The following is a 13,691-nucleotide window of genomic DNA, read 5'->3' as shown; positions in this document are numbered from 1 at the left end:
CAGGTTTGTTTAAAACAGTCATTCTACGTTTTTTGTTTGTATAATGGCTTTATTAAAAATGATGTTCACTATTTTAACGTGTGTGGAGCGCTTTTTTGCGAATTCTCGACAAATACCTTTATATAGAATTACTAAAGACTTTTTTCGCAGTATTAACTGTGTTGCTTCTTATTACCTTTGGTTCAGAGGCGACCAAGTTATTAGCGATGGCTGTGGAAGGGAAAGTCCCTTCTTCAATTGTTCTGCAAGTCTTGTTGCTCAAAATTCCCCCAGCACTAGAAGTCATTTTGCCCTTAGTCGCTCTATTAAGCGTCATGCTATCGGTAGGTAGACTCTATCAAGATCAAGAAATGGTTGTTCTGAGCAGTTGTGGAATTTCTCCACAGTATTTTCAAAAGAGAGTGTTATTTTTTTTGATTCCACTGGTATTGGTGACCGCTTGGATTTCTTTAGTGGTTACTCCCTGGAGTTATAAAACGGAACGCCTCATTATTGGTGAGGCACAAACGCTTTCTCCAATTTCTGGACTTGTGCCAGGTCGTTTTAACACTTTACCGAACGAAGCAGGCGTGTTTTATACTAAATCGATTTCAGATTCGGGTGAACTCTCTAATATTTGGATTCAACGTCAATCTAAAGCAAAAGATGCAGAGCAGGATTTGATTTTAGTCGCGCCCATAGGCCGATTTGAATGGATCGATGGCAAACTGATGTTGGTCTTGGAAGACGGTTACAGCTATATAGGAATGCATGACCATGCAACAACCACGCCTGGAGATGTGGAAGTTAAATCCTTTAAACGTTTTGAGGTATTGATTCCAGAACTCAGTTCCAAACCGACCAGGCCTGCTAAATTTGAAGTGGGCACGGATGTGTTATGGGCCTCAGAAGCTCTTGAGTCCCAGGCGTTACTGCAATGGCGTTTAGTCACGCCTTTTGGTGTATTGGTACTGGGTTTGATCGGTCTGAAAATGAGCCGCACAGGCCCAAGAGAAGGGCGGTTTGCTAAGGTGTTTTTTGCACTGGTTCTTTACATTATCTACAACCAACTTTTAATGGTGGGCAGGGACGGTTTGACGACTGGGAACTGGCCGATGTCAATAGGTTTATGGCCTGTTCCAATCTTGTTCTTGATATTGGCACTGGTCGATTTTAGACAACTTAACCTCAAATTATTGCCAACTTTAAAGTCCAATAACAGACCTACTAAGGTCTCCGAGCCTCAAAAGAGAAAACATTCAGGAAATGAGGATTAACGATGAATCGAATAGAACGTTATTTAGCTCGTATTGTCGTTAGCTACACCTTGTTAGTGATGTTGGTATTATTAGTCATTTTTGGTTTTTTTGAGTTTATGAACCAAGTTTCTAAGCTAACTGATAGTTACACACTGGCCTTAGGTTCTTTCTATACACTCTTAAAACTCCCCGTTTACAGCTATGAAATTTTCCCTATTGTTCTCGTAATTGGAACCTTAATGGGGTTAGGCAGTTTAGCAAATCAGTCTGAATTAACAGTGTTACGAGTGACGGGTTGGTCTATTAAAAGAATTCTCTGGGCCGTATTGAAAACGGCTTTATTAATGTGGCTAGTCATTGCTATGGTAGGTGAGTGGGTTGCACCAGCGAGTGAGGCCTACGCTAAAAAAATGCGTGCAGAGGCCTTACATCAGAGTTTTTCTGTAGGTTCAAAAGATGGACTTTGGGTTAAAGATGCTAACCGCTATATTCATGTCGGACGGGTCATGTCGAGTACTGAGCTGAAAGACATCACCATCTATGAACTAGAAGAAGGGCATTTAAGTGAATTATCACAAATTAAAAAGGCCAGTTTTAAAGGAGGACAGTGGCTGTTCAAAGATGCCTTTCAACAGCAACTCCGTTTTGTGACACCGCAGATTGAATTAGATAAGTTGCTCCCTCCTCAGCTAGAATTGATAGTCAGTCGGCCCGAGTTAGTGGTCTCTAGTTTTCCATTAACGCCAGAAGAGTTACAAAACTTAGACATTGAAACACGCTATTTAAGTGCTTGGGATCTTTATCAATATATTCAGTTTTTAGAAGCGAATGATTTAGAAACAGGCAGCCATGAGTTGGAATTTTGGCGCAAAATGTCCATGCCTATTATGGTCATTGCCATGATTGCGATTGTCTTCCCACTGATTTTTGGTTCAATTAGGCAGGTCAGCATGGGACAGCGCGTCTTTTTAGGCGTGTTGTTGGGAATGGGGTTCTATTTATTCAATCAACTAGTAGGGAACCTAACGGTCGTCTATCACTTGCCTGTGATGTTAGGGGCTTTCATGCCAGCGATTATTTTATTGTTGATCGCTAGTGTCTGGTTACAAAAAGCCCGCTAGGGTTCACCACGCACAAGGATAAATGTAGGTGGATATCTATTCCGCGACCAGTTGCTGTATTTTATAAACGCCTTGCTTGCCACCTAGTTTTTGGGCAAGGTAAGGCAGGGTTAACTGCATCTCCTTCCATAATGTCCAAGGTGGATTGATCCAAATCATACCGCTTGAAGTCATGCCCCGTTCAACGGTGTCGGCTTGCAGTCCGAGTTCAAACACTTGAATGTTACGGATGCCACTATTTTTAATGGCTCTTAACATACGCTCTATTTGGTCTCGTTTAACGACGGGGTACCAGATGGCATAAGAGCCTGTGGCAAACCGTTTATGCGATGCGATTAAGACCTCAACGACACGTTCATAATCCTGCTTGATTTCATAGGGCGGATCAATCAAAACTAAACCGCGTCGCTCTTTAGGCGGCAATGCGCCAATAGCTGTTTGAAAACCATCTTTAGGAAAAATTTTAATACGTCGATCTGATTTAAAATTTTGGATAAGGGTTTGTTGTTCCCTCGGGTGGAGTTCACATAGGCTCAAACGGTCATGCTCTCGTAACAGGTGAGCACTAATCCACGGTGAACCGGGATAGAGTTGCAAATCTGTTTTAGAGCCTTCAAGTGCATTACACGCTTCAATCACTTCTTTGTATCGAGTGATTGCCTCCGGTAAATCTGTTTCATTCCAAAGTTTCGCAATACCATTTTTATATTCGCAATTTTTCTGCGCCTCTTCGTCCGCGAGCGTGTACATTCCCGGGCCTGAATGGGTGTCGAGATAAAAAATAGGATTAGGCTTTTGCGTAAAATAGTCTAAAGCATGCACTAAGGTCGTGTGTTTTAAAACATCTGCGAAATTACCCGCATGGTAAGAGTGTAAATAACTGAGCATAGTGGAACTCTTTTAATGAAATATTTTTATCGGCTCTGGTGACGTATCTATTTGATGAGGCGCTTTGAGTAAATAGCTTTGAAGGTCAATGACGTAGGGGAGATTATAGGATATTGTATGGAATTAACAAACCTTCAACGGCTTTAAAGGCGTCATTATTCGTTTGGAAAAGGGCTAATCTGGGGATGATTAGCCGATAATCACTGTCTCAAGACTATTGTAATATAGGATTTAAGCCAAAATAATGGCTTCAAGTTCTTTAACTTTTTGCCAAACCAAGTCAGAATCACCACGTGATTCAATATTAAGTCTTAATAGAGGTTCGGTATTGGAAGAACGAATATTCATTCGCCATTGAGTAAACTCCAGACTCAAGCCATCGGTTTCATCAATGGCTGGATTTTCAGGAGCAAAATGTGCACGAACATTAGCAAGTATGGTTGGGCTGTTTTTAACCGTGTAGTTGATTTCACCGCTACAAGGATAAGCCTTAGCTCTTTCTGAGATGAGTTCTGATAAGGTTTTACCTGTTTTACTGATCAATTCGGCAATTAATAACCAGGGAATCATACCGCTATCACAGTAATAAAAGTCTCTAAAATAGTGGTGTGCAGACATTTCACCACCATAAACAGCATCTTCTTTACGCATACGCTCTTTAATAAAGGCATGGCCCGTTTTAGATTGCACAGGGATACCGCCGGCCTGAGATACTTGCTCAATTGTGTTCCAAGTCAGACGTGGATCATGTACGATTTTCTCTCCTGGGTGAGAAGCTAACAGAGTCTCGGCCAAGAGTCCCACCAGATAGTAACCTTCGATGAATTGTCCCTTTTCATCAAATAAAAAACAACGGTCAAAATCACCATCCCAAGCAATGCCCATATCGGCTTGCTGCTGAATCACTGTTTCCGTGGTGATGATACGGTTTTCAATAATCATCGGATTGGGCACACCGTTAGGGAAGTTGCCGTCTGCTTCATGATTGACAGTCGTGACTTGAAAGGGCAGTTCTTTAGCCAACTCTGTAAACGTAGGACCTGCAGCGCCATTGCCAGCATTGACCACCAGTTTTAAAGGTTTTAATTGGTCTAAATCGACGTAGGTTAACAGGTGCTGAATATAGGCCTGTTTACTCGGTTTTTGATAGACAGTGCCTTTATTTTTTTCAGAAACAACACTGTCAAAACGATTCTCAATAATGCGTTGTTCAATTTCTCTTAAACCAGAGTCGCCACTAATAGGAACCGAACCCCGCGCCACCAACTTCATGCCGTTATAACCTTTTGGGTTATGACTGGCGGTAATCATAATCCCGCCATCCGCAGCATAAAAAGGCGTTGCAAAATAGACTTCTTCAGTACCGCAGAGGCCAATATCAATAATGTCGACACCGGAATCAACCAATCCTTGCATGAGTCCTTTGGCAATTTCAGGGCTTTCTAAACGAATGTCATAGCCGATCACGACTTGTTTAGGATTAAGTTCAGCCGCGAAAGCGCGGCCTGTTTGGTAGGCAATATCTGCATTGAGTTCTTCAGGTACGCGGCCACGAATATCGTAGGCTTTAAAACAGCTTATTTTTTGTGCGTTTAATGTCATTTTAGATTTCTTTAAGTTCAGTTTGAATTGATTAATAGTAGGTTTATGTGAAAAATTGAGGTTATCGTCCAATGCCATAATAGGTGAATTGATTCTCTGCCAACCACAGCTTATCGTATAAGTTACGGCCATCGAGAATGATAGGGGTCCGCATATTGGTCTTAAGAGTTTCAAAATTTGGAGAATAAAACGATTGCCATTCTGTCATCACGCAAAGCGCATCAGTCTGTTCTGTCGCTTCATACATATCAGCACAGATTTCAATTCGTTTTTGTTGCTCTAGCGGTAATGTTTCACGCATCCACATGGTAAAATTCGTCTCAAGCATGGGGTCAAATATCTTTAAACGACAACCTTGATTAAGCAGTGCTTTAATCAAAGCTAGACTCGGCGCGCCCTCAATTGAATTAGAGTTGGGTTTATAACTAATGCCCCAGATAGCGACCGTTTTGTCATCCAATTGGCAGTTATAATGTTGCCAAATTTTACGGAATAAAACTTCTTTTTGTTGCTCGTTGATCAAGCTGACCGCTTTCAATAGGCCTTCATCTGAACCTGAATCATGAATAATTTTTTGGATGCGCGATAAATCAATTTCAAAGTCAGCGCCACCAAACCCTGTACCGGCGTATAAGTAAGCTTGACCGATACGCTGATCGGAACCAAGTCCCTGACGAACCTCTTCAATATCGGCACCAAGATGCTCAGCAGCCTGTGCTAATTCATTCATTAACGAAATACGTGTGGCCAACATGGCATTCGTTGCATATTTCGTCAATTCAGCTGATTCTGGTGACATTTCGATAATCACATTGTGGTTGCGATTGAATGGTGCGAACAATCGCTTAAAGCTTTTGATGGCCTCAGGTGCATGACTACCAATAATGATTCTGTCCGGTCGCATAAAGCCAATAATGGCACGTCCCTCTGATGCAAAGTCAGGGTTCACAATACAAGGCTTTTGAGAGAGCTCAGTAATCGTTTTAAACGTACCCATCGTAAAGTTAGAGCGGATGATTAAGCAGGTACTGGGATTTGTTCCAGCGGCTAAAGATCTAGCAATTAATTTCGCTTCTGAGCAATTGCCTGGTTCAAGCGAGATGATTTGGTAATCAGCATCGATATCATAACCAGTAGAGAGTTCTAAACGTCCAGCATCCAATTGTGTATCTAATAATTTGAGCAGGCCTGGTTCAGAACGTTCTTTATCTCTATTACCAATGAGAGTGACTTGATTTCCTGTCTCAGCCAGGCAACCCGCGCACACTAGTGCACTGATATTTGAACCAAAAACGTTAATTTTCATTATTTTGTTTCCAGATAGTGTTAAGAATACCCGCTGTTGAGGTGTCTAATTTCTCGGTGGTGTGCGTTTCAATATGTGCCAAAATATCCATGGCCAATTTTTTGCCTAACTCCACGCCCCACTGATCAAATGGGTTAATCTTCCAAACCACCGATTGGACAAATACTTTATGTTCATAAAGTGCGACCAGCAGCCCTAGATGGAAGGCATCTAATTGATTCAACAATAACGTATTGGATACTTGATCACCAGGATAGTTTTTATTAAGGTCTTTGCTGGATTTACCAACCATCAGCGCTCGACTTTGCGCGAGGCAGTTAGCAATGTTTAGGTTTTGATGGAATTTTGCGCGTTCAGAGTTTGATTGACCTTGTGTGAATAAGATAAAGTCTGACATGATCCGTTCCGTGCCTTGGTGAAGCAACTGGTAAAAGGCGTGTTGCGCATTTGGTCCAACTTCTCCCCAAAGTACTGGACAAGTTCTATAGGTGGTAGCAGTACCATCTCGACGTGTACTTTTACCGTTACTCTCCATTTCTAATTGCTCAAGATAGCTGGCAAAGTATTTTAATCTAGAGTCATAGGGTAGTATGGCTTGTGCCTTTAAATCTAGAAAATTTGTGTTCCAGATGCCAACTAAGCCTAGCAGTACTGGAATGTTTTCAGCAAAAGGCATGGTTTTAAAATGAATATCCATGGCATGCGCACCCGCTAACAAATCTTTATAACCCCGCATGCCTAGCTTAAAGGCGATGCTCAAACCGATAGAAGACCATAAAGAATAACGGCCGCCAACCCAATCCCAGAATTCAAGTTGAAGTTGTGGCAATATGCCCCACTCTGTCATTTTGGTGGGGTTGGTTGAAATGCCGATAAAGTGGCGCAGAGTCGATTCGTTTGAAGGGGAGGCCTCTTCAATCCACTCCTTTGCCGTTTCTGCTAAAGACAAGGTATCAATCGTGGTAAAGGACTTGGAGGCAATAATAAAGAGTGTGGTGGAGGGATTAAGCTTCTTCAGTAAACGTTGTAATTGGCGTGCATCTAAGGTCGACACAAAATGAATTTCTGGCGCAATGGATAGCTTGTCAGATTCAAGCGCATAGGTGACCATTAAAGGGCCTAAATCACTCCCGCCTACCCCAATGTTCACGACATCGGTAATCGCATTCCCTGAAAATCCACGCAGTTGATGTGAGTGCATTAAATCAACAATATGCTCCATCTTACGCCATTGTTGCGCGACTTCTGTCAAAGGGTTATTAATATCCCTTAAGGCCGTGTGCCATGCAGCCCGGTCTTCTGTTTGGTTAATTTTCTCACCAGAAAATAGTTTTTCAATCCATGGCTGTAGGTCAGATTCTGTGGCTAGATTAAGCAACTCGTGCAGAACTTCTGAGTTTATTTTTTGTTTAGAAAAATCATAAAGAAGATGTTCAGTTTGAACATGGAACTGCTCAAAACGGTTAACGTCACCTGTAAACAAACTCTTTAAGTGAATTTGTTTGATGGATTCTGCTAAGGGTTTTAATTTAGAGAATGCTTGCGTTTCGATCATTTCGTCAAATCCTTTAACCAGCGAGTAAAGTCAGTCCCGATTTCTGAGTGCTTCATGGCAAATTGAACCGTCGCTTTTAAATAACCCATTTTATCACCACAATCAAAACTTTTACCTTCTAGACAATACGCTTGAATATCCTGTTCTTGCATTAGTTGCGCAATTGCGTCCGTTAATTGTATTTCATTCCCCGCGCCTCTAGGGGTTGTTTCTAAAATCTTCATGATGCGATTGCTTAAAACATACCTGCCTGTCACTGATAAGTTAGAGGGTGCTTTATCCAAAGACGGCTTTTCAATAATACCGACCATTTTACGAGACTCTCCTGGGTTCAGGGCTTTCCCCATACAGTCAGCAATGCCGTATTTATCGACTTCAGATTCAGGGACGGGTTCAACCATAATCTGACTTTGATTCGAACGGTGAAATGCATTGACCATATTGGTTAAATCGGTGGATTCACTATTAAGGATAACGTCCGGAAGCATGACGGCAAAATCCTCATCTCCGATCACTGAAGCGGCGCATAAAACAGCATGCCCTAAACCACGAGGTTCAGGCTGGCGCACAGAAATAATATTAACGGTATCAGGAATGATATTTCTAAGAGTTTCTAATAGAGCGGTTTTCTTTTTATTAATTAACGTCGTCTCAAGCTCAAAATGGTGGTCGAAATGGTTTTCAATTGCTTGCTTGGAAGAGTGGGTGACTAAAATAATATCCGTAAATCCTGCATTCACAGCTTCTTGAACAACGTATTGGATTAAAGGTTTATCAACCAAAGTAATCATCTCTTTTGGGATAGCTTTAGTGGCGGGTAAAAAACGGGTACCTAAACCCGCTACTGGAATGACAATTTTTTTGATAGGCATAATAGCTCTCTATGTTTATAGAAATTTGATAAGGAATTTTACTAAATATTATAATAAGTAATATTCTAATATAAGAGATCCTTAAACTGGGAGAAATTACGAATATATATGTGATGAGTTTATGAATTGTTCATAAAAAACGATATAAACGACGTTAAGCTTTTGATATTGGTTAAGCTTTGTAAAAAGTCATGTTTTTTTATAAAAAACACTTGCACGCTAAAATTATTTCCCTATAATACGCCACATCAAACGAGTTGTTTGATATCTATCACTCCCGATTAGTTCAGCTGGTAGAACACCGGACTGTTAATCCGTATGTCTCAGGTTCGAATCCTGAATCGGGAGCCACATTCTAAAGCCAGGTTTTTCAATGACTTATGTTATTTGAAGCCTGGCTTTTTTATTGCCTAAAATAACCCATAATAACGGGTCGACATTATCTTTGAGGCGCTTTACGGCAGATTCTTTCTCATTCTTTTCTAATGTCTAAGATTTTTAGTAACCTCTCGCAGCATCATATGATATGAAAAGTATTTTAGTGTTTACGCAAAGTTCACTTTAAACAATTTTTTGAGTGTTTATTCATACTAGCATGACTTGCCAAAGCGACTTCTTATGTGTTGTTGAATTATAGTAGGCTAAGCCACTGTATAATGACATAAAAGAATAAGTAGCAAGCTATAAAAAGTCTGATTTTATTATGTTGGACTCTTTATCCTTAGGACATTACATGAATTTACACAAATTAATTGCAAGTGAAAAGGTCAAAGCTTGTTTGTACAATCTGTATGTTCAGCGACTCTTCATTAGAGTCTCTTTTTTGTGTATATCATTCATATTTTCGAATAATGCTCTAGCAGAGCAAGTTCTCCCAAAATGGGAGTTTGGGTTGGGACCCGCGCTACTTTCTTATCCCGACTACCCTGGATCAAAAGAACAGAATCAGTTACTTATCCCACTTCCTTATATTGTCTATCGCGGCAAGCATTTTTCCATTAATCAGCAAGCGCTTACCAAGCCTTTTTTGAAAACCCCTACGATTGAGTTAGATTTAAGTTTATCAGGCAGTATCCCTGTTGCGAGTAGAGATAATAAAAAGCGTGCTGGCATGAGTGATCTGGATGGCTCTATCGGTTTGGGGCCTGTTTTAACCTATCGTTTGTACCAATATCAATTAAATGAACTAAAATTCGAATTGCCCATTAGGGCGATTATTGCTTCTGATTTCAAACGCATTCATCAAGAGGGATGGGTAGCTAATCCAGGTGTCTTCTACTATTACAGAAAGGCTCTGAGTCATAAGCAACGTATTAAAATCACGGTTGGCGCTGCGGCTAACTTCGCTGATTCAGAAAATCATAACTATTATTATGGCGTTGATTCTCGTGATGCAACACCAGACCGACCGGCCTATAAAACGACTGATGGTTTTTCTGGTGTTAGCTATCATCTTTCAGTGAATTATCATTTTGACCAATTCTGGCTAGGCGGTTTTTGGCGTGGATTTGACATGAGTCAAGCGGTTTTTAAAAAGAGCCCTCTAGTTGAAACGCATTTCAGTAATATGTTTGGCTTAACCCTGACCTGGAATTTTATGACATCTGTAGAAACGGTAAAAGGTCTGGAATAATGATTTATAGAATTCTAAGCAGTATAGGTTTGATCGTGGGATTTTTTCTATTGCTTGTTTTTAGTGTTGGCACACTACAGTTCTTGATGCAATTGTTCGCATTAGTGCTTTTAAGCGGTATGTTATTAGTTTTTTTGATGAGCTTGCGTTCGAGTCAAACGCCTTTGATAACCCGTTATGCGCTCCTAATGGGGGCAGAAAATTCAATGGCTGAAAGGCGTTACACCCGTCAAGTTACTTGGCTCTGGGTTGTTTTCTTTTTTATACTATGTGTTCTAAAAGTGGATGGCTTGATGGACGTTAATCACACTACAGGATGGGTTGAAGGGGTGTTTTATAGCGGTTCAGTAGTTTTGTTTGTAGGAGAGTTTTATGTACGACAACTGTTTTTGCCCGCGCATAAAGGAAGCTCTTTACGACAATTTTTCTATCAATTGAGTCAAGTTTCAGTCAAAGACGTCTGGCAGTTTGATACTCAGAAATAAGCTAAGGCAGTCAATTGATAAATGGCAATGGTTGTACCAAAGTTAACAGGCATGTCGGTGTTGATGGATTTCTTTTAATCAAAAACGCGCCCTAATCCTAATAAGGAACATAGTGATTGTCGTTCCTTATTAACTTGCTTCATTTCATCAAAAAAAACAATTCACCTCTTTTATTCATGCGGTTTTTTGTGTTTAAAAGTCATCTTATTGACTGCTTAAGTAATGCTCTAAAATAACGCTTAGACCATAAAAACGCATATAAATCTGCACAGAAGATTATGTTCGTCGTTAAAGGTTTTGTGGATATGGCATAAGCAGCCCTCTTTGCCAGGTAATTCTAATGGCTTGAAAGCGGACCTTTGAGAAAGCAATTTTTTGGATTTAGTCAATGGCTTCTTTAGAGAAAACTTGACGGGAATTAAATAGAAACTTCATTGAGATATAGACTTATTTTGTACTAAACTTAGCTTATATTATAATTTTCAGAATTTTACGGAAAAGTCGATTTATGCATATTATAGCTTCCACCTTGGTTTCTGCACTGGGATCGGGTAAAAAACCTCATATCGATGCTTGGACAGAGGGAAAAAGCGGTCTTTCACAAGAGACTAACTTTCATCAACAGATGCCAGAGATCATAACTTTTCTAGGCGAGGTTAAGGGGGTTGAGAGTGTAACGTTGCCTAAGGCGTTGGAGGCGTTTCTCTGTCGTAATAATCAGTTAGCGTGGAAAACGTTGCAAACAGAGGGGTTTAATAACAAAGTAGAAGCGCTCATTGAGAAGTTTGGGCCGAATCGAATTGGCTTAGTTGTGGGAACGAGCACTTCTGGTATTGCAACAACGGAAGATGTTTTTAGACATAAGTTGGATGCTGATAGTTATTGTTATCAAAAAACGCAGCAAATGGATTCACTGGCGCAATTTTGTTGCCAGGCTCTAAATATAGAAGGTCCGAGTTTTGTTATCTCAACCGCCTGTTCTTCGAGTGCAAAAGTATTCGCGGTGGCCCAACGTTGGTTGAATGCGGGAATTGTAGATGCGGTCGTTGTTGGAGGGGTAGATTCTTTGTGTTTGACGACTGTACACGGGTTTAATGCCCTAGGCTTAGTGAGTTCAACTGTTTGTAAACCCTTAGATGAATCGCGGGATGGCATTAATATAGGAGAAGCGGGCGGTTTTATGTTGTTAAGTCACGCCAAGTTTTCTGATGAAACAAATCCATCCCCGGTCGAAATTGCCGGAGTTGGTGAGAGTAGTGATGCATATCATATATCAACGCCACACCCGGAAGGAGAAGGTGCACAGTTGGCGATGCTGGCGGCGACGGAGCAAGCCAATATTGGTATAGATGAACTTGATTATATTAATTTGCATGGTACGGCCACACCGAGTAATGATCTGTCTGAAGTCTCGGGGGTGAGCCATTTGATGTCAGAAAAGTCATCTACTTGGATAAGTTCTACCAAAGGGTTTACTGGACATACTTTAGGCGCAGCAGGCATTACTGAAATTATTTTTTGCCAATGGATGTTAGAGGAACAGGTGGTGCCAGCTAATTTGAACTTAACGAATCTAGATTCGATGTTAGTACAAAAGTTGGCTCGGTCTAATATCTCGGTGCCGTTAGAGACGATCCACTTGTCGGAGACGAATCGGCGGCTCCAGTATGTTATGAGTAACTCTTTTGGCTTTGGGGGCAATAATGCTTCTGTAATTTTAAAAAGGGAGTCGGCTGAATGAAGGCTCAAATACTCAGCATCGGTTTAACTGCACCAGGCCTGGTGAATTTTGAAACGTTTAAAAAAATGATGCTAACAAACCAGTTACCGGATATGTCTAAGACCATTGAGAAATACAGTCCGACTTTTTTACCGGCTAATGAACGCCGTCGCACCACTGCAACTATTCAACTGGCTTTGAAAACAGCTGAAGAAGCGCTGGTCTCTTTTCAGCAGGCTTATCCTGAAACAGAAGCAAAACTACCCGTATTATTCGTTTGTAAAGATGGAGACACGCTTATTTCAGCCCGAATGTGTCAGGCCGTGAGTGAAGAAGAGCCTATGATTTCACCAACTCAGTTCCATAACTCGGTGCACAACGCACCGGCGGGGTACTGGATGATCGGTCAAGAAAATCAGGCGGCTGCCAGTGCTATTTCGGTAGGGGAATATGCGATTGCAAATGGTTTACTCGAGGCTATTCTACAATCTCAAAATTATGGCAAACCTGTTCTCATGGTTATTTACGATTTACCTTTGGATGAATTAATGCCAGTTGATACGGTGCAAAAATCCCAAGCCCCATTTGCCTTTTCGATGATATTAGATGCCAGTGAAGTGATCGAAAGTGATTATCCATTGTTGTCACTTTCGCTCACACAAGATGCGCCGTTTAAGCCTTTGAAAAGTAATCCTTATACGGGGGTGCCAGCAGCAGAAGCGTACCCTCTTTTACAATCCATTGCGTTATATCAGTCGGGTCATGAGAAGAGTGACATGCACTTCCCATTAAATTGGAATAATTTTATCAAGGTTTCTTTAGGGTGATGACGGTTATCTTAACTAAATCCGATATTGAAGCACTCATTCCCCATGCGGGAGGCATGTGTTTATTAGAGCAAGTAGTGTCTTACACAGATGCCGAAGTTATTTGCAGAACACAGTCGCATTTAGAGGTAAATAACCCTTTAAAAACGGATGGTAAACTTTCTAAGATGCACTTGATTGAGTATGGTGCGCAAGCAATTGCAGTGCATGGTGGATTAATGGAACTGTCTTCGACGTTAGGTGTACCAAAGTTAGGTTATATTGCATCAGTCAAAGGAGTTGAATGGGGGGTATTTGATCCACTGACTGAGTTTTTAGAGGTGACTGCGACGATTATTATGGTAGATGAAACATGCAAACGGTATGCGTTTTATATTACGGATGCTAAGTTGAGAAAGATTTGTTCAGGCAGAGTGATGGTCATACATCCTGATTCGGATTAAA

At 41.0% G+C, this 13,691-nt stretch carries 12 protein-coding genes and 1 tRNA gene; 8 read left to right on the top strand and 5 right to left on the bottom strand.

Going from position 1 to position 13,691, the window contains the following annotated elements; all coding sequences use genetic code 11:
- Positions 1–80 precede the first annotated feature (80 nt).
- Together lptF and lptG are read left to right on the top strand one after the other, a co-directional pair.
- Complete coding sequence (gene lptF, locus F612_RS12330; RefSeq protein WP_281167314.1) at positions 81–1,256, top strand: LPS export ABC transporter permease LptF; 1,176 nt, start codon at positions 81–83, stop codon at positions 1,254–1,256.
- Between the two features lie 2 nt (positions 1,257–1,258).
- Positions 1,259–2,359, top strand: a complete 1,101-nt coding sequence (gene lptG / locus F612_RS0106405; protein ID WP_019556931.1) for an LPS export ABC transporter permease LptG — start codon at positions 1,259–1,261, stop codon at positions 2,357–2,359.
- 36 nt (positions 2,360–2,395) lie between these two features.
- On the opposite strand, the gene F612_RS0106400 is transcribed toward lptG, so the two are convergent.
- The 5 genes from F612_RS0106400 to galU form a co-directional block, all read right to left on the bottom strand.
- Entirely contained in the window at positions 2,396–3,247 is an 852-nt protein-coding gene (locus F612_RS0106400; RefSeq protein ID WP_019556930.1) for a 23S rRNA (adenine(2030)-N(6))-methyltransferase RlmJ, read from the bottom strand.
- 231 nt (positions 3,248–3,478) lie between these two features.
- Complete coding sequence (locus F612_RS0106395) at positions 3,479–4,849, bottom strand: phosphohexomutase domain-containing protein (protein ID WP_019556929.1); 1,371 nt, start codon at positions 4,847–4,849, stop codon at positions 3,479–3,481.
- A 61-nt stretch (positions 4,850–4,910) separates the two neighbouring features.
- Positions 4,911–6,155: a UDP-glucose dehydrogenase family protein gene (locus F612_RS0106390; RefSeq protein ID WP_019556928.1), complete on the bottom strand. Its 1,245-nt coding sequence runs from the start codon at positions 6,153–6,155 to the stop codon at positions 4,911–4,913.
- The gene (gene pgi, locus F612_RS0106385) at positions 6,145–7,710 is read right to left on the bottom strand and encodes a glucose-6-phosphate isomerase (RefSeq protein WP_019556927.1); all 1,566 of its coding nucleotides are present in this window, start codon (positions 7,708–7,710) and stop codon (positions 6,145–6,147) included. Before pgi ends, F612_RS0106390 begins: the two co-directional genes overlap by 11 nt.
- Positions 7,707–8,582 carry a UTP--glucose-1-phosphate uridylyltransferase GalU gene (gene galU, locus F612_RS0106380; protein WP_019556926.1) on the bottom strand — a complete coding sequence of 292 codons (876 nt, stop codon included), beginning with the start codon at positions 8,580–8,582 and terminating at the stop codon, positions 7,707–7,709. Before galU ends, pgi begins: the two co-directional genes overlap by 4 nt.
- A gap of 275 nt (positions 8,583–8,857) precedes the next feature.
- Between galU and F612_RS0106375 the strand changes: the two genes are divergently transcribed.
- From F612_RS0106375 to F612_RS0106350, 6 genes are all read left to right on the top strand, one after another.
- Positions 8,858–8,933, top strand: a tRNA-Asn gene (locus tag F612_RS0106375).
- A 382-nt stretch (positions 8,934–9,315) separates the two neighbouring features.
- Complete coding sequence (locus F612_RS0106370; RefSeq protein ID WP_019556925.1) at positions 9,316–10,215, top strand: MipA/OmpV family protein; 900 nt, start codon at positions 9,316–9,318, stop codon at positions 10,213–10,215.
- Complete coding sequence (locus F612_RS12945) at positions 10,215–10,700, top strand: COG4648 family protein (protein ID WP_019556924.1); 486 nt, start codon at positions 10,215–10,217, stop codon at positions 10,698–10,700. Before F612_RS0106370 ends, F612_RS12945 begins: the two co-directional genes overlap by 1 nt.
- Positions 10,701–11,208: 508 nt before the next feature.
- Positions 11,209–12,441 (top strand): beta-ketoacyl-ACP synthase, encoded by a 1,233-nt coding sequence (locus F612_RS0106360; RefSeq protein ID WP_019556923.1) that lies wholly within the window; start codon positions 11,209–11,211, stop codon positions 12,439–12,441.
- On the top strand, positions 12,438–13,247 hold the full coding sequence (locus tag F612_RS12940; RefSeq protein ID WP_019556922.1) for a beta-ketoacyl synthase chain length factor: 810 nt from the start codon (positions 12,438–12,440) through the stop codon (positions 13,245–13,247). Before F612_RS0106360 ends, F612_RS12940 begins: the two co-directional genes overlap by 4 nt.
- Entirely contained in the window at positions 13,247–13,690 is a 444-nt protein-coding gene (locus F612_RS0106350) for a hypothetical protein (RefSeq protein ID WP_019556921.1), read from the top strand. Before F612_RS12940 ends, F612_RS0106350 begins: the two co-directional genes overlap by 1 nt.
- Position 13,691: the final 1 nt, after the last annotated feature.

The organism is Thiomicrorhabdus arctica DSM 13458 (assembly GCF_000381085.1).
Taxonomy (GTDB): Bacteria; Pseudomonadota; Gammaproteobacteria; order Thiomicrospirales; family Thiomicrospiraceae; genus Thiomicrorhabdus; species Thiomicrorhabdus arctica.
Note: the sequence above shows the minus strand (reverse complement) of the source record. Positions and strands in the feature narration are given on the sequence as shown.